Below are 22,021 nucleotides of genomic sequence, written 5' to 3'. Positions count from 1 at the left end.
TCATTAGTCATTTACCAAGGACAAAGGACAAATGACTAATGACTAATTATGAATTTTACTCTGCCCACTGTTTCGCCCAAGCAAGAGTTTGATGCACTTGTTCAATTGTCGGGGCTTCGCAGTACAGGCGTAAAACTGGCTCAGTACCGCTAAAGCGAATCATTAACCAGCTTTTATCAGCAAGGCGGTACTTGTAGCCGTCAATTGTTTGGCAATCAATTACTGCTAACCCTGCAATTTCCGTTAAGGGTTGGGTTTGCAGTTGTTGCAAAAGACGCGATCGCACTTCCATACTTGCTAAGGGCAAGTCAATGCGATCGTATGCTGAGGTAAACCCTGTTTGTTTCTGCAAGTGGCGATAATATTCACCTAAATCCAAACCAGATTCTACAATCGCCTCTAGAACGTACAAGGCTGACAGCAGGGCATCACGTTCGGGAATATGGCTGCCATAGCCAATTCCTCCCGACTCTTCGCCGCCCAGCAATACTTTTGCTACTAACATTCTGTCAGCGATGTATTTATAACCAACTGCTGTCTCAAAGACTGACAGGTTATGTAATGCTGCTACAAGGGGCATCAAATCGGAACCACTAACAGTTTTGACTATTTCTCCAGTAAAACCGCGTCGCAGGGTTAAATGGTTGATTAATATTGGGATTAATACTTGGGAACTTAGAAAGTTTGCTTCTCCATCTACTGCTGCAATGCGATCGCAGTCTCCATCAAATACCAACCCCACTGTTAAACCTGATTTCTCGGTTTCTCGGTGAGTCTTGATGACTTCAAATAGCTTTGAAAGGTATTTAGGCAATGGTTCCGGCGCACCGCCACCAAATAGGGGATCGCGATCGCTGTTGATTTCTTTGACCCGATCGCCTAGTAGTCTCGCCAATCCACTAGCAGCAGCGCCATGCATGACATCGGCAAATAACGTTAGTTTGCCAGATGCGATCGCCTGCTGAATTTTGGCAATATCAACTTTACCTTCTAGCGCTTGGGTATAACTGGGCCAAGGATCGAATTTCTCTTGCTTGCCTGGGGTAGCTGCTAGTGGTACTCCCACCGACAACTGCGCTTCTATCTCTTTTGTGACTTCTGGCGGCACTGACCCACCAAAATAACCCTTGACTTTTAAGCCCAAATATGCCCCAGGATTATGACTAGCTGTAATTACCAGCGCCCCTAAAGCGTTGAGTTGTTTTGCTGCCCAACTATAAGCTGGGGTTGGGGCATAGCTCTCGCTCAATAGCACATCAAAGCCGACAGCGGTGACAGTATCAGCAACAGCACGAGCAAAGTCTTCGGCCATGAATCGGCGGTCGTAACCGACAATTATTGTCCGGCTACCCACCTGAGAAAAATATGTATCATATAATACTTTTGCGGCGACTGGCGCGACCAGGGCTAGGCGTTCAAAGGTGAACTCGTCACCAATAACGCCCCGCCAGCCGTCTGTACCAAACTTGATTGAGTTAGCTACAACTGGCATCTAAGTATCCTAACTGTCTACTTGAGGATTCTAGCATTTATACAGTGTATAAAGTAAAAAAAGAATCTAGTAATAATATGTACTAATAATATTTAACACAAAAGGGAGTAAATTTGTGCATTGTAGAGGTGTAATGTCTAACGGCACGTTTACGCCTACCACATTTAAAAGAGGATAGCGCCTTTGTAACATACTGTTTCAAAAGGCTTACACTATTAGAATTGCAGGTATCTATCGTTAGCGTTAAGCAGACTTGAGGGTTCCAGCAAGTCGTATATTTTATCAAGGCTGTAAGGACAAAAGCAGTGATAGACAATCGGGCAATATCAATTAGTTTATTTACAGGAGCAGGTGGACTGGATATTGGGATAGAACAGGCAGGTTTTCAGGTGGTAAGTGTTGTTGAGAAAGATCCTGATGTCGCCAAGACTATAGCTTTCAACCGACCTCACCTAAATAGTGCCGTAGCAAGAGATATACAGAACATCACTCCTCAAAATCTTTTGGAAGAAGGGGGATATGTTATTAACCTTGGTAGACCCCTACGCATTGGAGAAGTAGATTTAGTAACTGGGGGTCCTCCTTGTCAACCCTTCAGCACAGCAGGAAAACGTGGTTCAGTTATGGACCCGCGTGGCAGCTTGTTTATGGACTTTATACGTATTGTTGAACAAGTGCAGCCACGCTTTTTTGTCATGGAGAATGTTAAAGGTTTACTCTCGGCTCCTATTCGTCATAGACCTCATCTGGAACGAGGAACGGGTTATGCTCCTCTGGAACTAAATGAAATGCAAGGGAGCGCTCTTGAGATTGTTCTAGAAGAAATGAAGCGCCTTGGTTATCAAGTTATTTATAAAGTAATGGAAGCAGCAGATTACGGTGTTCCGCAAAACAGAGCGCGAGTAATCTTTATTGGCTCAAGAGATGGTGAATCAGCGACATTCCCTTTGCCTACTCATAGTAAAGATGGCTATTTATTACCTCAATGGCGCACTCTTAAAGATGCCCTCATAAACTTAGAAGATCCACAACCAGAGTATACTTCCTACTCAAAAAACCGTCTTCAATATTTAAAGCTTTTAAAAAGTGGTCAAAATTGGAGAGATTTACCTAACGACTTGATAAAAGAAGCAATGGGAGGAGCTTACAAATCTGGAGGTGGCAAAGTAGGGTTTTACAGAAGGTTATGTTGGGATAAACCATCTCCTACTGTTACTACAAGTCCTTACCAAAAGGCTACAGATATGTGTCATCCAGAGGAACTGCGTCCTCTAAGTGTTCGAGAGTGTGCCAGGATTCAAACCTTTCCAGACTCATGGATTTTCTATGGTTCGACAGCCTCTAAGTACCGACAGATAGGTAATGCTGTACCTGTACTTTTAGCTCAAGCTATTGGTGACTATTTACATAGTTTAATTAGACAGGAGAAACCTAAAGGGATACCAGTCTTTGAACAGCTTTCGCTATTTAATCACTAAATTCCTAGCTTGTTAATTATTTGAGGACTCTTATGACTGAACTTGTTGCCAGTATTTACTATCTTCTACATACAATGCTGCGGGATTTTCAGCGATAGTTTGTCTAACAAAGGTAGCAAAGTCTTCTTCAGAAAGATTAGAGCATCCTATTAATTGATTCAGTTCTTTCCAATAGTAAGCTCCATTTTGAGCATTGACTTTATGCCATTTCCGAATGATAGTTCCTTTGCGGACACTACTACTCGAACTATTTTCAGAATTACTACGGTTTTTAACTTGTAATAGCTCACCTTTCTTGGTGCAAAAATCAACCTTATTTATAGTTTCACCCCAAGCACAGTACCAACCATAAAATGATAATTTTTCGGCAAGATATTCTTCTAAAAGAAGACCTAATATGTTTTCTGCCGACATAGAAAGACGATGAGCATACTTTATGTGATTAATACCATCAGTGCTGAGAGTAGGTAAACGAGCCGAAAGAATCGTGTCAATAATTTTGTCAGAAACGGTGCCTATTTTCTTACTAGTTCGCTTTGAGGCTCGATTATTATAACCGCCAAAATACTTATTTAACCACTTAGTAATGTAATCTAAGCGAGAATTGCATACTTTTAAATATGGAAATAATTCAGGCGAATTACAACAGATGGAGAAAACTGTTTTTACAGAATCATTCCAGAACATCCCAGAACGAAGTTTTGCGATATTTTCAGCTTCTGACACGATCGGATTGGCATCAAAATCCGGTATTTTTAGGTTATTGCTCACAGTTACTATTGGGTAAAATTTGCTGTTTAAGTTACTTGTTCTAGTTTTCCCAACAATTCACAAGGAGTAATACCCAAAGCCTTACCTAACTCCAAAAACTTCACCACGTCCAAACTTTGTTTGTCAAGCTCATATTTATAGATACACAAATCTCAATAATCTCAATATTTCTATATATAAACATTAACAATCCTTAATAGTATTAACTATTAAGGATTGTTAACATGAGCAAAAACTGCTCACAAACCTGATTTTTCCTTAAAAATCATCGAGAAACTGACTAAGGCGACTGATTACGGGGTCAACCTCTTGAGGAGGGGTAGCAACAGTATAAGAAGTATTATTTACTACTTCTAATTGACTTGGAGACGGAATGAACGATCGATCATTGACTATGAGCGCCAGTTGTGCAACTTGTTGAGAAAGTTGCAGTAGATGATGTTCCATCGCCTCCAAACGATTAGATCCCTTGGCAAAAAAACGTTCCTCAAGTCCAGCCACTTGACGTTGCAGTTCACCGAGTTGTTGTTCAACCGGTGTTGTTGCTGCTGTTTGTGGAGCAGGTTGTACAGATTCCGGTACACATAAAGATTGCCACAAGGCTTCTTTACAGAGGTCGCTGAAAGTCTTGTCTGGTTGTTTTTCCAAATAACTTTCTACTTGCGCTAACAAGCTTTCATCAGCAAGCTCTGGGTTGAACGTGACGGATTTAACTACCTTTTTTGACCATTGGAACATCAGCTTTATGCCCTAGCAGCGCGATTGGAGGATAATTGTGCCTCTCCATAAATATACTGCCCCAAAGCATTCGCCTGTCGGGAAGGTGCTGCTAAATGAGCATTAATCTTTGCTTCCTTGAGCAGACGTTGAACGTCGTCCCAGAAGAACTCACCACCCCCGCCAGTCAGAATCACATCGGTGACGCGTTCTGGCAACCAGGCTAGCACACGGCTACAGATTTCGCGAGAAAACATCTCCGTGAGGTTGGGAAGAAAATCGTCTAGGTTGGTGGGCTTGCTAGCGCCTTTAGGACGGTAATAGCGTTCACCTCTGGGTTTGTTAACAGCAGAAATCAGCGCGAGAGATTGACTATCTGCTCCCTCGATTTCGGCAGACACCAATTCATAAAACTTATTCATCCCGAAGTCTTCACTCTTAGAAGCACCTCTGGCAAAACGGAAGTTATCTACCATCAAAAGATCGACGGTTTGATGTCCAATATCGACGATCGCCACCGATATTTTTGTAAAATCAGGACTGCCAGGGTTTTTCTTGGGTTGAGCTTCAGACCACAGCAAGCTGCCGTAACCTTCTGGCATTACCCATACCTTACTGACGTTCAGCGACACAGATTCGCCTCGGAAATTCAACACATGAGGGCCACCGACTTGGCTAATTAGCTGTGCTTTTTCCTTTTCAAATTGCTCTAAGGAAAGAAAAGGCAGACCCAGTACAACTGAGATATCGTCTCTGAGTTTGAAGTAGCCAGCACTTGCTAATACTTTTACCAGTGCAGCTTCTACCTTAGATTGTCCAACTCCTAAATTCGCGCCAAAATCGGCTGCCAGTTGACCAACAGCATATCCATTTCCTTGATACTCCAGCCACAAATCCATTAAGGGGTCAGTAGCTCTGGCTTCAAAAACACCACCGCGTACTTGTTCTATCGACATCTGCTTGACGTTGGCAGGTACGAACACCACACTGCCTGGTTCACGACTCACACAAGTTTTTGTGGAAGTTCTGCCTAAATCAACACTGAGAATGGTTTTCCCTGGAACACCACCTGTCTTGCTAATAGGAGGATTATTATTAACAGCATTTATGGGAGTCGATGCTAACGGCTGCCTATTCATGGGTATAGCAGCGGCATTGATGGGGGTAGCGGCGGAAGGTTGGTCTGTCATGAAAGCTCCTAGTTCAAACTTAACTGTAAAAAGTTGTCATGCTCATCTTACAAAAATGCGAGCAACCAGAAATTCTAGGTTGCGTCAAGTGTAGCTAGAAATACGCCAAAAATTAATTCCGGCGATACCTCTGGTGGGCTTTGCCAACGTACATCTAGTATTATTTGGCATAGTGTAGGCGAATTTTAGCCAGATGTAACCCCTGCTTTCACTGTTTTCAAACCAAAAGCGTCCGTGTTTTATCTTCTAGTGCGTCTTAACTGGCGCTTGAATATCCAGAAAACAAATGCTAGAACCAAACCGCCAAGTACGATTTTGGATACAGGAGCAAGGTACTTGTCCACAAGTTCATACTGACTACCCAATATGTATCCTGAGTATGTTAACAAACCCACCCAAGCAGCGCTACCTAATGTTGTGTAAAACAAAAATGGTAGCAAAGGCATATTGCTAATACCTGCAGGAACAGAAATCAAGGTGCGGATTCCTGGCACAAGACGACCAATTAATACTGCTGTTCTACCTTGTCGGTCAAACCACTCTTTGGCTTTAGTGATGTCTTTACTGGATATAGCCAGCCATTTGCCATACTTGTCAGCCCAAGCTTTCAAACGGATTTCACCCAAAAACTTACCCGGATAGTACCAAATAAGTGCGCCCAATACAGAACCCAAAAGTCCTGCGAAAAACACACCAATAATATTCAGCTTTGCCCCTCCTGGTTGATATGGACTTGCTGTAAATCCAGCCAGTGGCATAATCAATTCTGAAGGAATGGGGGGGAAAAGGTTCTCTAAAAACATTAGTAGGGCGATTCCCCAATAGCCAAAATAGTTGATAGTATTAGTTATCCATTCAAGCATTGAGTCAATTCCTGAAATTGCTGGACTAGTCTTGTTAATAAATTCAGCTTTAGCTTTTTTAAAGGGTAATTATCCTCGCTTGCTAGAGTCAAGGTAATTTGGCTATACTAAAAATTGACATTAGAACTGAAAAACAGAGCAAGACAAGTGGAAGCTATGGGTCTGTTTCATTAATGTTGAGAGTTATAAAAGTTCGTAAGTAGCTCTAGCCCTTGAGATTGAACGATTTATCGCTGACTACAAAACTCCCAAAATTAATGGGACAGACCAGTAGGTTTTGTTTTCTAATTTTTTAGATCCCCCTTAGCCTGCTTTTTAAAGGGACTAGGAAGGATCTAAAGATTTGATGGCAAATTTAAAAACATACTGTAGGTTTTCTGCTGAAGTTGGGGCTGTGGGGTAGCACGGAGAGAGAAGGGAGAAAATTTCACCTTGTCTCCCTCATCCCCCTGTTCTTCTAGACTGTGGGGGTCAAAGATTGTACCCTTGGTTCCGATTGCCAGTCTAAGGGATTCCAAACTCGATCTTCCAGCGCCATCTGCTCAATTAAACTTGCGAGTCTCAGGGCTTTGAGAGCTTGTTCACCACCTACTGAGGGTTGATTGCCGCCGTGTACACAGTTGACAAAATGTTCTAATTCTGCACTCAGTGGTTGAATATTGCTAGTGTAAACTTTTTCAATTACACCATCTTGTCTATAAAGTACTTGTCGGTGATCGGTGAGAGAATTGGCAGCCGTTTGTCGGTGAATCAAAATTTCATTCTTGAGAAAATCTGCCTCAGTAAATGAATTTTTGCAATGGGCGACAATCCGGCGAATTTTGCGGTGGGTGACTTTACTGGCAGTCAGAGTAGCAACAATACCATTGGCAAACCCCAAGGTGGCAGTTACGTAATCTAAATAACCAGAGTCTAGGGAGCGAGTACCGCTAGCAGTCAATTTCGTTACTGGGGAAGCAGCTAATTCCAAAAGTAGGTCGATGTCATGGATCATTAAATCCAGCACAACTGAAACATCGTTTGCTCGATCTGAGTAAGGACTCATTCTGTGGGCTTCTAGCGCCAGTAATTCCTCTGTTTTTAGAACTTGGCTCAGTTCTTTAAAAGCTGGGTTAAAACGCTCAATATGACCTACTTGCAGGATACACCCAGACTCAGCTGCGGCATTTACTAAAGACTCTGCCTCAGAAATACTGGCTGCGATCGGTTTTTCAATCAAAACATGAATTCCCGCTAACAGACAGTTGATGCCCACGGCATAGTGCAGACGGGTGGGAACAGCTACACAAACTGCTTCCACAAGGGGTAGCAGATCGCAGTAATCTTCAAAAAAACGCACCTTGTACTTGCTGGCAGTTTCTAATCCTCGCTCGACGTTAATATCTGCCACTCCGACTAGTTCAACATCTTTCATTGAACTCAGCACGCGAGCGTGGTGTTGTCCCATGTTACCCACTCCAATCACGCCTATGCGGATTGGTCGTGGCTGGTTGCGCTGTGTATATGGATTCGGTTCTGCCACTGACATGCTATTTTGCACTATTATTCTCTCCTCAACCACCAAATTTAGAGACGCTACGGCCGTTGGCGTTTATACTCGAAAGCCGGTTACGATCCGTCTAAAACCATCCAGATGGTAACATAGAGCCTATGTTTATGAAGAATTTCAAAGTTTGCGATCAGTTCCCGTAATCCAAATATCTTTTGTATAGATATTTCGAGTTTGCTTTGGATTTTACACTTTCTAGAAAAATATATGTATTTTTATTAACTTTAAAACTTTCAATAAGACCTAAGTATAAATTCTCCTTGGCATTGCTTTCTGGCATCTTGTTAAGGTTTGATGCATTGATTTGAAATCCAAAATTTGCAACCAAGATGAAAGCTGTAATTCTGTTATCTGGAGGATTGGACTCTTCCACAATTCTGTACAAAGCTCAAACTGATGGCTGTGAATGTCATGCTATTTCCTTTGATTACCAACAGCGACATCGACGAGAGTTACAGTCAGCGCTCAGTGTCGCTCAAAAAGCTGCGATCGCAAAACATCAGGTAGTTAACTTTGACTTACGACAATGGGGCGGTTCAGCCCTTACCGATAATGCCATTGATTTACCCCAGGAGCGATCGCTGGATGAAATGTCTGAAAATATTCCTGTAACATACGTTCCAGCTCGTAATACCATCTTTTTAAGCTTTGCTCTTAGTTACGCCGAAGCGATCGCCGCAGAGCGTGTCTATATCGGCGTTAATGCCCTGGATTACTCAGGATATCCTGATTGTCGCCCCGACTATATCCAAGCAATGCAAGAAGTTTTTCGCCTGGGAACCAAACAAGGGCGTGAGGGACGACCAATTAATATTGTTGCACCCTTAATCAACTTGAAAAAAACTGAAATCATCCAATTGGGGAACCAATTGGGAGTTCCTTGGGAACTAACTTGGTCTTGCTATACTGGTGGAGATGTCGCCTGCGGTGTGTGTGATTCTTGTCGCTTACGGCTAGCAGCTTTTGCCGAATTAGGACTTGTCGATCCACTGGTGTATGCATAGTAGAGGCATTGGCCAAACAGGGCATTGAGAAGAGACAAGGTAGAGACTTGTTCAATAATTCCCCCTTGTCTCCTCATCTCCCCTACTCCCCTGCTCCTCTGCTCTCCCCTCTTCCTCTAACCGTCGCAGTTGAATTTGATGTAGGCGTGGGCCAACAATCGATACCACAGTGAATTCGAGATTTTGATAACAAAAGGTTTCGCCAATGGCCGGAATTTTCTGTAACTCATACAGCAAAAAACCCCCTAGTGTTTGGTATTCTCTGGTCAGGGGCAAATTGAGATGCAAAACTTCGTTGAGGTCTTCAAGGTTGATTTGTGCTTGCACCAAAAATTTTTGCTCATCTAACATCTGAATCAGTAAGTCTTCACTGCTTTCAGGTTCGCTGGGATCGCCAATAATTTCGGCAATCACATCTTTAATTGTCACTAGTCCCACAGTAGAGCCAAATTCATTGACTACCATAACCATAGCGGGTTTCTCTTGCTGCATCATGGGCAAAAGTTCACTTAAGGGCGTGTGTTCTGGAACAAACCGGGTGGGACGCATCCAAGGTTGGATCTGTGTCTCTAAACTGAGCTTTCCTACAGCCAAAGGTTGTGCTAAATCTTTAAAATAAACAATACCGCGAACATCGTCCAAAGATTCACCAATCACGGGATAGCGAGAGTAACCAGTAGAAGCCATTTCCCTGAGTAATGTCTGGAAGGTAGCATCTTTTGGTAGTGTGATAATACTGGTGCGGGGGATCATCACATCTTGGGCCATGACATCCCCAAACTCAAAGACATTATTGAGAAGTTCTCGCTCTGCACGCTGTAAACCAGTAGATCCCCATTCTGTAGAGATAATCAGTTGCAATTCTTCGGGAGTCACAGGCGGTCGCCAGCCTTGACCTGTGTATTGGATACCAAAAATCCGTAAAAAGCAACGAGTTGATTGGTTAAGAATCCAGATGAAGGGGCCAAAAAAACGCACGATCGCTTTTACCGGAGGCCCCAAAAACCTCGCTAGCTGTTCTGAGTACAGCATGGCTAAGGATTTGGGACATAGTTCTCCGACCACAATTTGCAAATAGGCGATCAAGAAAAAGGCGATAGGAATTGACAGGGAATGGGCGAGGAAGGTAGCCATCCCACTGGGTAAAGGCCAGGATCTTAACCAGGCATTCACCAGCACGACTATCGTACTTTCACCAATCCATCCCAGTGCCAAACTAGAGAGGGTAATGCCTAATTGGGTGGTAGATAGCAGTCGGTCAATACTGCGTTGTAACATTTCTACAGCGATCGCTGGAATATCCCCAGCCTTAACTAGTTGGTGAATACGCGATCGCCGCACGCTCACCATCGAAAACTCCGCCGTTACAAAAAAGGCATTTATGGCAATCAGTAGTAACACTGACAACAACCGCAGCGCTACTTCTATCAAACTTAAATTAGGAAAACCACTCACCGCCAAAGCTCGTGTAAAACTCACGTCCTCCATTTAGGGAGATTGGGGAATAGGTATCGGGGATTGGGTATTGGGAAAAATTCAGTCCCCAGTCCCCAGTCCCCAGTCCCCAGTCCTCTCCTACCTTTCTACAGGAATATTCAATGCCTCTAGCTTCAATTGTTGAGCGGGATAATCAGTGAGAGCAAGTGATATTTTCTTGACATCATCAAGTAAAGCTGTAGGAATGCTCACTGTACCTGAAAATGCTGGCCCATTTACAGGCAATTCTGTTGGTAAACCCTCTGTACTTGCACTCAGGGTTCGTCCTTTGTCATCGGTAACATCTAAAAAACTATACAAGAAGCGCACAGAATCCTTACCTTTGTTCTGCATTTTCACTTTCAGTAGTAAATCACCGCCAGAGTAGCGAGCAGATTGCACAGTCATTGTTACACCCTGACTTTGGGCTGTAACCGGAAAACCTGATAGGGGCTTTTCTTCAACTACTTCTGGGGGTTTTTCCTCTGGCTTCTGCTTGCTGCTATTGGTTTCTTCATCATCTTCTTCTGGCTTTTCCGATTTAGCGGCTTTGGTCTTACCCTCAATTCGCGCCTTGACAATTTTCAGAATTTCTTCCTCTTTTAATAGCACCAGCCCTCCCTGTTGAGAGCTATTTGCCTTATTGCTGGCAAATTTGGTTGTAGGACGCCCATCTGGTGTAGTCACGCCTTTAAGTGCTGAACTCCCGAGTTCAAAGCCCAAAAAAGCGCTCACAGAACCTGCTCCCATCATTAGAATTAACAAAATCAAAGTAAGAAGTACAGTAGAATTTATTTTCATCGCTGACAAGCTATCACAATAGAATGCTAGTCTATTTAAGAATAGTGAAGCTTTTGACCTCAATCCTTAAAGGAACTCAATCAATATTAGTTTGCACTATATCTATGATCAAATTATGTAGTATAAAAATCTAGTAAACTATTGTCCAGTATTCACACGTGGTAAATTTGTGCTATATTCATTGAATTGGCTAAACTCAGTGCGTGAGGTATTTTTCTCACTCCAAAATTAGCAAATGAGGTTGACTTAAGAGTTGAAGTAATTAACTTGTAGCAACCCACAACCTTACAAAACAAGCGCCTTTGGCCGATTGGGGAGGCAACGAACTCATAATTCGTCTTCAGGCTGGTTCGATTCCAGCAGGGCGCACTGAATCATCAAAAACTACTAATAGAAGGGAATTGGGATTAGGGGAGAGGTGACAGGTGATAGGGAATAATCTGTACCCTATTCCCTTGTTGACTCCCCACTCCCCAATCTTACCGAGATGGTAAAGTTTCAAACCGGAATTCAGTTCCGACTTTAAGTTTGTTGCTATAGCGAGGAGACATCATTAGCGATGTGTCATAAGGATTTGGTAAATCAGGAGTACGAATATAAGGATCGTTGCCAACTTGCTGAGTCAGGGCATCATGATATAAAGTATTAACCAACTCGGCATCGCGGGCAATTTCATTTTCTGGGAAGGAACCACCGAAACTAGAACCAGATCCGAGAAATGAGTCTAGCTGACGCTTGAGGCTGCCATTTTCGTAGAAATTGCGATCGTGACGAAAATAAGCTCGTTCAAATACATCATTTGTAGTTTCAGTATTGGGTGTTGCCGTTTGGGCAGATGCAATAGAGGGAAAAGCAATACCAGCAGCAAGTAGTACCAATAAACCGCCAAAGGTTTTAAATTTTATACGCACGTTTCTGACTCCTCAACTTTTGCTTTGGGCGAATCTTAATTTATGCTGAAGTTCAGAACTCTGATGAGTTCAACCTTTGGTGTAGCACAACTTTTAATGTTTTGTAATGACGTATCCTACTGAAACTCTTACCCACTCAGATATTTGGGCAACCACTTCTGATTTGACCACTTTGCGCCATAAGCTACTAGATTTATTTTGCCAACTTGCTTATCAAGAGGGTGATTTTCTCCTCTCTTCTGGGCTGCGTAGTTCTTATTACGTCAATAAAACACAGGTAACACTTCATCCTCAAGGCGCTTTGGCAGTTGGACGGTTATTATTTCCTTTATTACCTGTAGATACACAGGCTGTAGGTGGTTTAACAATGGGGGCTGACCCAATTGTGACAGCAGTAAGTATAGTTTCAGTTTATGAAAACCGCCCAATACCAGCGCTGATTATTCGCAAGGAAGCCAAGGGTTATGGAACAAAAGCTTATATAGAAGGCCCCAGTTTACGAGAGGGCGCAAAAGTAGTAGTTTTGGAAGATGTAGTAACAACTGGGCAATCTGCTCTCAAAGCAGTTGAACGTCTTAAAGATGCAGGTTATACCGTCAATCAAGTAATTTCACTGGTAGACAGAGAACAAGGGGGAGGTGAGTTGTACCAGTCAGCAGGGTTGAAGTTTGAAACTTTGTTTTCGATTCGGGAAGTTCAAGAACGCTACCGACAACTTGCGAATTCATGAATAAAAGGAGATAAATATGCAAGCAACTGTATCTACAGAACTAACACAAGAAAAAGTTGAGAAAGCTGTGAACGCAATTCTTGAAATACTAGGAAAACCAGAAAACGATTTACACCACAAAGCGCTAACAGCTTTTCAGAGTGGCGATTATCAAACTGTAAAGAGACTAGCATCTACCAACCTGACTGATAATTATTGCAAAACTTTGGGATACCTGGGAGGAGCGCTGAAGCTGACTCCAAACACCGATACTATTTTGGCAGAATCGGCTCGTAGTGCTGCTGAATTTGTGAAAGAAAAAGCATTGCAGCACCTTGGTATTAAGATCGCTGATGCTTTGAATTAACCAATGCAATGAGCTTGCGCGATCATCGCTCTAAATAAATTAAAAAAACCCTCCTGAAAAACTTTTCAAGAGGGTTTGTGTAAGTACCTAACGATCAGTTGGATCGTCTCTTCCAAGTGTAATCTTCCATCTTTAAAAATTTTCATATTTGCAAAATCATCAACACATTTGCTAACTCACTTCAATCGTCCATTTAATTTACAATATCCGAGCTAAATTTGAACTAATTATGTTCTGTTATTAACCATGATTTAGGTTAATTTACCACAAGATTAATATCGTCAATCGTGGTAGTCGCAATAAGACAAAAAACCACAAGCAAGTCCTAGCGAGGAAAATTGTTCTCTTTCAACAAAAGCCAGCAGCGGGATTTGAACTCGCGACCTTCCGATTACAAGTCGGATGCACTACCACTGTGCTATGCTGGCAAGTTTGACGATGACTTTTAAATAGTAACCACGATTTATTATTGTACCATAATCCATCTATTTGTCTAGCTGTAAATTCCAAAAAATATCTATCTCTCCAGAAATAAGGCTAAAAGACCGGAAATTTTAGCAATATCGCTGCTTGTGAACGCCTAGATAGTTTTTCTGGCGTTGCCATTCTGATCAACCAGAAAAAATCAGTGATTCCGATCGTTGATAAAGTTGATAAATTAATATTCATAGCAAAAGCTAACTCAAATCCTGGGCTGAACGCAAAAATATCTGGTCAGTTCTAAAACTATATTTTCTTGGCACGGCTGAATAAAGGAACAGAAATATATAATTATTTTTTACAGATTACAAGCATGGCAGCATTGCTCGGACGAGATTTATTAAGTCTAGCGGACATCAGTTCTACGGAACTTCAAGAACTCCTGCAATTGGCAACTCAACTTAAATCACAACAGTTGAAGTTGCAGTGTAATAAAGTTTTGGGGTTGTTGTTCTCCAAAGCTTCAACTCGTACACGGGTAAGTTTTACTGTGGCGATGTACCAACTTGGTGGACAGGTAATCGATCTCAACCCTAATGTCACTCAAGTTAGTCGTGGGGAACCTTTGCAGGATACAGCGCGGGTGTTAGATCGATATCTGGATATTTTGGCAATTCGCACTTTTGCCCAGCAGGATTTAGAAACCTTTGCTCACTATGCCAAGATTCCGGTGATTAATGCGCTGACTGATGCAGAACATCCCTGTCAGATATTAGCGGATTTATTGACGATTCAAGAAGGCTTTGGTACTCTTGCTGGGTTAACTTTAACCTACGTGGGTGATGGAAATAATGTCGCTAATTCTCTGATGTTGGGCTGTGCTTTGGTGGGGATAAATGTCAGAATTGCTACTCCTGGTGGATATGAGCCAGATTCTAGAATTGTAGAGGAAGCAAGAGCGATCGCTAATAACAAAACTGAAGTCCTTCTGACTCACGATCCAGAATTAGCTGCTAAGGGAGCTGCTGTACTTTACACTGATGTTTGGGCGAGTATGGGGCAGGAGACAGAAGCAGACAACCGAATGCCAATTTTCCAGCCTTATCAAATTTCAGAGCAGCTATTAAGTCTTGCCGATCCAGAGGCAATTGTTTTACACTGCTTACCAGCCCATCGCGGTCAAGAAATTACTGAGGCAGTTATTGAAGGTTCCCAATCACGAGTTTGGGAACAGGCAGAAAATCGTCTCCACGCGCAAAAGGCATTACTTGCAAGTCTTTTAGGGGCAGAGTAAGAAAATAGGGCACAGGGGATAGGGTATCTTTTCTTCCTTATAACCTGTAAGCTCTAACCTGTAAGCTGTAATATTCTTATTTGTCAAAAGGCAAAAGAGAAGAAAATAATTTTGCTTTTGCCTTTCATATTTTTACTTTTCTCTTGTTATGGGGAGTTTTTTGTAGTACTAATGTTCTAGAGAGATTTATAATTACTTCCTGCAAATTTATGGAACGTCTAACGGAAGCTCAACAAGAACTTTACGAATGGTTGGCAGAATACATCCGATCGCACCAGCATTCGCCTTCTATTCGGCAAATGATGCAAGCGATGAACTTGAAGTCACCAGCACCAATTCAAAGCCGTTTAGAACATTTACGCACTAAAGGATATATAGAATGGACTGAAGGACAAGCGCGAACGATTCGGATTTTGCGTCCTGTGAAGCAAGGTGTACCAATTTTGGGCACGATCGCTGCTGGTGGTTTAATAGAACCGTTTACTGATGCTGTAGATCATTTAGACTTTTCTAATTTCGATTTACCTCCCCAAACTTACGCTTTGCGGGTAGCTGGCGATAGCATGATTGAAGATTTAATTACTGATGGCGATGTGGTATTTCTGCGTCCAGTAGCAGAACCTAATCATTTGAAAAATGGCACCATCGTCGCCGCTAGAGTAGATGGATTCGGTACCACATTAAAACGTTTTTATCGCCAAGGCGATCGCGTTACCCTTAAACCAGCAAATCCTAAGTACAATCCCATTGAAGTCATGGCTGTGCAAGTACAGGTGCAGGGTTCTCTCATTGGTGTATGGCGTGGTTACAACTGAGTAATGGGGAGTGGGGAGTAGGGAATGGGGAATGGGAAAGATAAGTACCAATGACCAATGACTAAATAAATATGTACCTGACGAAAAATCCAGTGCAGCAACTGCCCACTTTCCGGTTGAAATTACCGTTTGTAAGGGAAAGTAAGGGCAGTTATTACACGCAACCATTACCAGGATGCCCAAGAATGCCTGTGTCTCTGCAATTACGGCAATATCAGCAACAAGCGATCGCTAGCTGGTTTACCAACAATGGCAGAGGGACGCTGAAAATGGCTACTGGTAGTGGTAAAACGATTACCGCACTAGCGATCGCTTGTGAACTCTACCAACAGATTAATTTACAAGTTCTGTTGGTAGTATGTCCTTATCGTCATCTCGTTACCCAATGGGCGCGAGAATGTGAAAAATTTAATTTGCAACCCATTTTAGCTTTTGAGAATTTACGCACTTGGCAAAGTCAACTTTCTACGCAAATTTATAATCTGCGTTCTGGTTCTCAACGGTTTGTTACTGTGATTACTACCAACTCTACTTTAATTGGAGATGGGTTTGGGTCTCAACTCAAATATTTTCCTGCCAAAACTTTAATTATTGGGGATGAGGCGCATAATTTAGGCGCACCCAAGTTAGAAGAAAGTTTGCCGCGCAGTGTTGGGTTGAGACTGGCTTTATCTGCCACACCGGAGAGGTATTTTGATGATTTTGGTACGCAATCTCTATTTGATTATTTCGGCCCAGTTCTCCAGCCAGAGTTTACTTTGAGGGATGCGATCGCTCAAGGTGCTTTGGTACATTATCTCTATTATCCGGTGTTGGTGGAGTTAACTGAAGCCGAAAGTATTGCTTATTTAAAGCTAACTAAAAGAATTGGGCGATCGCTACTTTATCGAGATCGAGAAAATGGACAAGTGGGAAACTTTGAAGACAATGAAGATTTAAAGCCGTTATTGATGCAAAGAGCAAGATTAATTGGTGCTGCGGAAAATAAATTAACCGCCTTGCATGAATTAATGCTAACTCGCCGCGAAACTACTCACACTCTTTTTTATTGCAGTGATGGTTCCCAAGATGCGGGACAACGTTCATCGTTACGCCAACTTAAAGCTGTTGCTAAAATTCTCGGAGTGGATTTGGGGTACAAGGTAAGTACCTATACAGCACAAACAACTTTACAAGAACGAGAAATTTTGCGTCATCAATTTGAAAATGGAGAGTTGCAAGGTTTAGTCGCAATTCGTTGTTTAGATGAAGGTGTCGATATTCCAGCAATTCAAACTGCGGTGATTTTATCAAGTTCTGGTAATCCTCGCCAATTTATCCAGAGACGGGGGCGAGTTTTACGTCCTCATCCGGCTAAAGAACGCGCGACAATATTTGACATGATTGTTTTGCCACCAGATTTAGATAGAGAAACTATAGAAGTTGAGCGTAATCTATTGAAAAAGGAATTGCGTCGCTTTGTGGAGTTTGCTGATTTAGCTGATAACGCAGGGGAAGCAAGAATGAAGTTACTTGATTTACAAAAGCGCTATGGTTTATTAGATATTTGATGAGCAATTGTAAAATTTTTTGAGTTTTGAAAAAAGAAGCATTAAGTATGAAATAATAAAATTATTAACTCGATCATAATGGGATGTAAGTAAAATTTTTATAGTTACTTATATCCCATTATAAAGTAAATGCTAATTAACATAAATATAACAGAAACTGAGTAAAAAATAAAGTGTTCTTTAAAAGAAAATTAGGATTTTAAGCATAACGTCAACAGTGGCTTTACTGAGGCTATTCCAGCGCCAGAGAAAGTTAAAATATAGATAAATTATATTGAAAAAACCAAGATGTCACAAGAGGCGAATATCGATGATGTGCAGGAGCCAATAAGCAGCGCTCCGCCGGAGGTACGGCGAATTATTGAGCGGGTATGGAAGCTAGAAAAAGGCAGGCTAGATAAGAAGATTAACAGCCATATAAATGATAATATTTTGGACATCATTAAGGAAGAGGTGCGATGAAGCTGACTTCAATCAAGCTCTGCAACTTTCGCTCCTTTTATGGTACGACACCAGAGATGATCCTGGCTGGGGGAGATGTTCACAACACGACGATTATTCATGGGAATAATGGCTCTGGTAAAACTAGCTTACTGAATGCCTTTACATGGGTATTGTATGATAAATTTAGTGCGGCATTTGCATCAATAGAGCAGTTGGTGAATAAGCGTGCGATCGCAGAAACTCAAAAAGGTCAAGCTGTAGAATGTTGGGTAGAAATTGGCTGGGAACATGAAGGTAAACGCTATCGAGTTAAACGCGCCTGTCGGGGTTATAAAAACGAAGGTGATTTTGACGCTGGCAAAACTCAACTAACCATGTGGGTTGGTGCGGATGATGGCAAATGGAATATACCAATTCAACAACCAGACGATATAATTAATCAAATTTTACCCGCTACATTACATCAATATTTTTTCTTTGACGGCGAACGAATTGAAGAAATAGTCCGTTCTGATAAAAAAGCTGAAATTGCTGAAGCTACAAAAATCTTCTTGGGTGTGGAAGTAATCAACCGTTCCATCAGACATTTGGGAGATGCTAAAAAAACTCTAGAAAATGAGTTAAAAGCTATTGGTGATTCTGAAACTAAACAGCTATTGCGACAGCAAGAAAAAATAGAGCGAGAACGTGAACGCATTAGCAAACGGCAAACTGAAATTAAAGAAGAGTTAGAATATCAGCAAACTTTTAAAAAAGAGACAAGTAACCGTTTGCGAGAATTGAGTGCTGCTAAAGAATTGCAAGAAAGATGGCAGAATTTAGAATCGCAGAAAACAGCGAATCAAGAAGAATATAAAAAAACAAAGGAAGCGCTGAAAAAAGTTATTTCTGCACGTGGTTATACCGTTTTACTGTCAGAAACGACAGCACAGTTTCGAGGAATTATCAATGATTTGAAGCAACGCGGCGAGTTAACATCAGGAATTTCGCGTGAATTTGTCAATGATTTACTCAATTCTCAACGATGTATTTGTGGCACAGAATTACACGAGGGTAATCACTTTCATACTCATGTGAGTATCTGGTTAAATAAAGCAGGTTCTTCAGCGGTAGAAGAAACTGCAATTCGGATGAGCACACAAGTAGATGAAATTGATAAGCAAGCTGTAGGATTCTGGGAAGAAGTTGATAGAGAACAAACTAGGATTAATCAGTTAAGGCAAAGCATATCTCAAATTGAAGGCGATTTAGACAATATTCAAGAACGGTTGCGAAAAGATGCTAATGAAGAAATTAGCAGTTTACAAAAACGCTTAGATGAAATTGAAAGTAAAATTGATGAATTAAATCGAGAACAGGGTGCAAATCAGCAGCAAATTGCTCAACTCACAACTGAAATTGAAGGTTTAAACAAACAAATCGCCAAACAAAAGCTGAATGAAGACAAGCAAACTTTAGTACAGCGACGGATTAACGCCACTCAAGATGCAATTGAACGGTTAACGGAAGTTAGAAATCGTCAAGAACAACAATTTCGTCTGCAACTAGAAAAGCGAGTACAAGAGATATTCACAGAAATTTCTGTTACTCCATACATTCCTAAAATTAGCGACAAGTATGAACTGACATTAGTAGAAAATACTACAGGTGTGGAAGCACTTGTTGCAGCTTCTACTGGTGAAAATCAAATTCTCAGTTTATCCTTTATAGCCAGCATCATTGACAAAGTGCGGGAATGGAGTGAGAAGCGAAAAATGATGATGATTCCCGATAGTAGTACTTTCCCAATTGTCATGGATTCACCGTTTGGTAGTTTGGATGAGAATTCGCGGCGACATATTGCGAAGACAATTCCTCAATTAGCGAATCAATTGATAGTTTTAGTTACTAAAACTCAGTGGCGGGGTGAAGTAGAAGCCGAAATGGCAGACAGAATCGGTAGAGAATATGTGCTTACGTATTATTCATCTAAGCCGGATTGCGAACAAGATTATATTGAGTTGGGTGGAGAAAGATACCCTTTGGTGAAACAAAGTCCGAACGAATATGAATATACTGAAATTATCGCGGTTGAATGTAATGTTTAAAGGATGAAGTTATGGTTGCGAGTCCAGACGGAAAGTATATGACTCCCCAGGAATACTTGGAATGGGAAGAACACCAAGATATTAAATACGAATATATCAATGGTGAAGTTTTCGCCATGACTGGGGGTACTATTCTCCATAATGATATTGCCTTAAATTTGGCTTCGACATTAAAAAGCTACTTACGCAGGGGGTTGTGTGGTGTCAATATAGCAGATGCTAAGGTACGTGTATCTGAGAAAGGCCCATTTCACTATCGAGATTTTGTTTGTTTAGCGATCGCCTGCATACTATCATAAAATAATACCTAAAAAGTGCGTAGACGTAAGCATCGCTTTTGCCTGTCGGTTAAGATGGCAACAATGTAGATATTAATATCATGGCTGAAACTGGCAGAATCAGGGTTGCTAAAGATAAGGCTGAGTTGGTGAAAGGTTTAACATCTTCAGATGGTGGAACAGGCCCTTTTAATACTTTTGCTGATGTGATTGTGTTTGCAGCAGCTTTAGGTGCAAAGCATAAAAAGCGGGTGGCTTTGGGAGAGATTTCTAAAAGAGAACCATCGCCAATCAGGATAGAGTATTTTGCCTCAATGGGAAATGATATTTTAATCAAATTATTAGCAATTAATGAAACTCAAGATATAAAAACACTATCTCTTAACGAAGAAGAATATGAAAGGCAACGTAATAGTATTTTTGAAGAGTACGCTAATGGTGGATTAGAAATATTGCAAAATGAATTGCGCGGATCAGTAGATTATGCAGAGCGAATTTTATTATTTCTCAATTATGAGCGAACTAATACAGAGCAACAAGATGAGGAATTCGATCTCACCAAATTCCTATCTTGATTTTTAAGTGCTGCTTATAAGTAATGATTTATATCCATTCCAGCCGTATTTTTACTATCTTGACTGCATCCATTACAGCATTTGCAGCAGTAGATAACTTATAAGGCTTATCTGGGTTTTTAGGTTTGGGATCTATTCTAACTACATTATCCTTCCAAAGTTGATTTTCCCTTGACCAATCTAGTTGTGCTAGTTGTAAAATTTTTTCTTCATTAAAAGAATTGTTTTCTGGATCGTATATGTAGTGCAATAAACGCCCTAAAACTTCCAGCCCCACACTTACACCTAGAATACAGTCTTCTTTAAATGCAGCAACTTCATCTATTGTTAGTTATTCAACAGTTGTATCAGCTATATATTCAGTGTTACTGCATTCTGAGAAAAATCGATTAAGACAAATAACCAAAGCATCAGATGCTTGATAAACATCATAATCTCGAAGCTGATTACTTGGATCGTTAGTAAAAACACAACTGACAAACCTAGCTATAAAATTAGTTGTGTAGATCAGCCTATCTTTAGTTGCAGGACTTGATTTAATCTTCTCTGTCTTCCCCTGAAACATTGGTACTCGTTTTATTAATTCTTTAGTAATACCAACTCGACCAGAGAATTCACCAAATGATAATAATAATGATTTATCTAGTTGTTTTGTTTGAGCCATGTCTCTGAAATCTGCCTGACACTGGTGAAAATCACCCTCTAAAACTAGAGTAATTGCAAAATCATCATCACTAATTAAGTGACTTTCAGTACTTTCTATTAATTCGTGAATTGCAAGTTTACGATGTTGACCATCAGTTATATCTAACTTGACCCCACGACGAATCACAACTAGACAAATACCTCTACCAAATTCAAGAATTGTTATGTCTTTTGGAGCTATATTAGCAGTCAGAGTTCCTACAATCCAAGGTTTTTCTTTTCGGGAACGGTCAATAATATATTTTTTAATTTCATCAGCATGACCTTTAACCACTGGGCGATTTTTACCAGAATCAGGATCATTTCCAGTGGATGGTTTAGCTTGTAGAAGACCAGAAAAGTCACTTGCTGGTACATTAATTTGCAGCATAGTGCGCTTTCCCTGCCTAAAAAGAAGTCCTGGATAGCAGCGATCGCGATGATATTGTGAGAAGAATGGCTCAATAAAGGAGCTAAACTGAGCTTTCATCTGAGGAGAAATACTATTATTACTATCCTCAATTGGTTGAGTCATATAAATACCTA

The 22,021-nt window shown here is 41.2% G+C and carries 20 protein-coding genes, 2 tRNA genes and 1 pseudogene; 12 read left to right on the top strand and 11 right to left on the bottom strand.

From position 1 onward, the window contains the following. Positions 1-55: 55 nt before the first annotated feature. On the bottom strand, positions 56-1,492 hold the full coding sequence (locus V7K41_RS16950; RefSeq protein WP_334849926.1) for a phosphoglucomutase/phosphomannomutase family protein: 1,437 nt from the start codon (positions 1,490-1,492) through the stop codon (positions 56-58). A gap of 305 nt (positions 1,493-1,797) precedes the next feature. Between V7K41_RS16950 and V7K41_RS16945 the strand changes: the two genes are divergently transcribed. Beyond that, positions 1,798-2,970 carry a DNA cytosine methyltransferase gene (locus V7K41_RS16945; protein WP_334849924.1) on the top strand — a complete coding sequence of 391 codons (1,173 nt, stop codon included), beginning with the start codon at positions 1,798-1,800 and terminating at the stop codon, positions 2,968-2,970. Between the two features lie 30 nt (positions 2,971-3,000). Here V7K41_RS16945 and V7K41_RS16940 read toward each other — a convergent pair whose 3' ends face one another. The 5 genes from V7K41_RS16940 to V7K41_RS16920 all read right to left on the bottom strand — a co-directional run bounded on the left by V7K41_RS16940 (position 3,001) and on the right by V7K41_RS16920 (position 8,051). Next, positions 3,001-3,696 (bottom strand): SinI family restriction endonuclease, encoded by a 696-nt coding sequence (locus V7K41_RS16940; protein ID WP_334849922.1) that lies wholly within the window; start codon positions 3,694-3,696, stop codon positions 3,001-3,003. A gap of 303 nt (positions 3,697-3,999) precedes the next feature. Next, a complete protein-coding gene (locus tag V7K41_RS16935) occupies positions 4,000-4,479 on the bottom strand; it encodes a plasmid segregation centromere-binding protein ParR (RefSeq protein WP_334849920.1) in 480 nt (159 codons plus the stop codon). A 5-nt stretch (positions 4,480-4,484) separates the two neighbouring features. Next, the gene (locus tag V7K41_RS16930) at positions 4,485-5,648 is read right to left on the bottom strand and encodes a ParM/StbA family protein (protein ID WP_334849918.1); all 1,164 of its coding nucleotides are present in this window, start codon (positions 5,646-5,648) and stop codon (positions 4,485-4,487) included. Between the two features lie 239 nt (positions 5,649-5,887). Then, positions 5,888-6,511 carry a DedA family protein gene (locus tag V7K41_RS16925; protein ID WP_104906145.1) on the bottom strand — a complete coding sequence of 208 codons (624 nt, stop codon included), beginning with the start codon at positions 6,509-6,511 and terminating at the stop codon, positions 5,888-5,890. Positions 6,512-6,968: 457 nt separating this feature from the next. After that, positions 6,969-8,051 carry a Gfo/Idh/MocA family protein gene (locus tag V7K41_RS16920; protein ID WP_099102323.1) on the bottom strand — a complete coding sequence of 361 codons (1,083 nt, stop codon included), beginning with the start codon at positions 8,049-8,051 and terminating at the stop codon, positions 6,969-6,971. 338 nt (positions 8,052-8,389) lie between these two features. On the opposite strand from V7K41_RS16920, the gene queC reads away from it, so the two are divergent. After that, positions 8,390-9,064, top strand: coding sequence for a 7-cyano-7-deazaguanine synthase QueC (gene queC, locus V7K41_RS16915; RefSeq protein ID WP_334849915.1), 675 nt, complete (start codon positions 8,390-8,392; stop codon positions 9,062-9,064). Between the two features lie 51 nt (positions 9,065-9,115). Here the strand turns inward: queC and V7K41_RS16910 are convergent, their stop codons facing one another. Both V7K41_RS16910 and V7K41_RS16905 read right to left on the bottom strand, forming a co-directional pair. Continuing rightward, positions 9,116-10,552: a hemolysin family protein gene (locus V7K41_RS16910; RefSeq protein WP_334849913.1), complete on the bottom strand. Its 1,437-nt coding sequence runs from the start codon at positions 10,550-10,552 to the stop codon at positions 9,116-9,118. Positions 10,553-10,639: 87 nt separating this feature from the next. Further along, on the bottom strand, positions 10,640-11,341 hold the full coding sequence (locus V7K41_RS16905) for a hypothetical protein (protein ID WP_334849912.1): 702 nt from the start codon (positions 11,339-11,341) through the stop codon (positions 10,640-10,642). Between the two features lie 296 nt (positions 11,342-11,637). Between V7K41_RS16905 and V7K41_RS16900 the strand changes: the two genes are divergently transcribed. Beyond that, a tRNA-Ile gene (locus tag V7K41_RS16900) sits at positions 11,638-11,710 on the top strand. 110 nt (positions 11,711-11,820) lie between these two features. Here the strand turns inward: V7K41_RS16900 and V7K41_RS16895 are convergent. Further along, a complete protein-coding gene (locus tag V7K41_RS16895; RefSeq protein ID WP_334849910.1) occupies positions 11,821-12,252 on the bottom strand; it encodes a hypothetical protein in 432 nt (143 codons plus the stop codon). 106 nt (positions 12,253-12,358) lie between these two features. Here V7K41_RS16895 and pyrE point away from each other — a divergent pair, with 106 nt between their 5' ends. Both pyrE and V7K41_RS16885 read left to right on the top strand, forming a co-directional pair. After that, positions 12,359-12,982 (top strand): orotate phosphoribosyltransferase, encoded by a 624-nt coding sequence (pyrE, locus tag V7K41_RS16890; protein ID WP_334849908.1) that lies wholly within the window; start codon positions 12,359-12,361, stop codon positions 12,980-12,982. A gap of 16 nt (positions 12,983-12,998) precedes the next feature. After that, the gene (locus tag V7K41_RS16885; protein WP_334849906.1) at positions 12,999-13,328 is read left to right on the top strand and encodes a hypothetical protein; all 330 of its coding nucleotides are present in this window, start codon (positions 12,999-13,001) and stop codon (positions 13,326-13,328) included. Positions 13,329-13,684: 356 nt separating this feature from the next. On the opposite strand, the gene V7K41_RS16880 is transcribed toward V7K41_RS16885, so the two are convergent. Then, positions 13,685-13,756, bottom strand: a tRNA-Thr gene (locus V7K41_RS16880). Positions 13,757-14,121: 365 nt separating this feature from the next. Between V7K41_RS16880 and argF the strand changes: the two genes are divergently transcribed. From argF to V7K41_RS16845, 7 genes are all read left to right on the top strand, one after another. Further along, entirely contained in the window at positions 14,122-15,042 is a 921-nt protein-coding gene (gene argF / locus V7K41_RS16875) for an ornithine carbamoyltransferase (RefSeq protein ID WP_334849904.1), read from the top strand. 209 nt (positions 15,043-15,251) lie between these two features. Continuing rightward, positions 15,252-15,857 (top strand): transcriptional repressor LexA, encoded by a 606-nt coding sequence (lexA, locus tag V7K41_RS16870; RefSeq protein ID WP_334849902.1) that lies wholly within the window; start codon positions 15,252-15,254, stop codon positions 15,855-15,857. A 71-nt stretch (positions 15,858-15,928) separates the two neighbouring features. After that, positions 15,929-17,407 (top strand): DNA phosphorothioation system restriction enzyme, encoded by a 1,479-nt coding sequence (locus V7K41_RS16865; protein ID WP_334849900.1) that lies wholly within the window; start codon positions 15,929-15,931, stop codon positions 17,405-17,407. Between the two features lie 288 nt (positions 17,408-17,695). Further along, entirely contained in the window at positions 17,696-17,869 is a 174-nt protein-coding gene (locus V7K41_RS16860; protein WP_334849898.1) for a hypothetical protein, read from the top strand. Further along, entirely contained in the window at positions 17,866-19,938 is a 2,073-nt protein-coding gene (locus tag V7K41_RS16855) for an AAA family ATPase (RefSeq protein WP_334849896.1), read from the top strand. The genes V7K41_RS16860 and V7K41_RS16855 overlap by 4 nt, the downstream gene beginning before the upstream one ends. A gap of 11 nt (positions 19,939-19,949) precedes the next feature. Further along, entirely contained in the window at positions 19,950-20,237 is a 288-nt protein-coding gene (locus tag V7K41_RS16850; RefSeq protein WP_334849894.1) for a Uma2 family endonuclease, read from the top strand. A gap of 80 nt (positions 20,238-20,317) precedes the next feature. Next, complete coding sequence (locus V7K41_RS16845; RefSeq protein WP_334849892.1) at positions 20,318-20,791, top strand: DNA phosphorothioation-associated protein 4; 474 nt, start codon at positions 20,318-20,320, stop codon at positions 20,789-20,791. Positions 20,792-20,819: 28 nt separating this feature from the next. Here V7K41_RS16845 and V7K41_RS16840 read toward each other — a convergent pair. Further along, positions 20,820-21,965, bottom strand: a pseudogene (locus V7K41_RS16840) (DNA sulfur modification protein DndB). Between the last annotated feature and the right edge of the window lie 56 nt (positions 21,966-22,021).

It is taken from the genome of Nostoc sp., assembly GCF_036917415.1.
GTDB lineage: Bacteria > Cyanobacteriota > Cyanobacteriia > Cyanobacteriales > Nostocaceae > Nostoc.
This window is presented reverse-complemented; position numbering and strand designations above follow the sequence as displayed.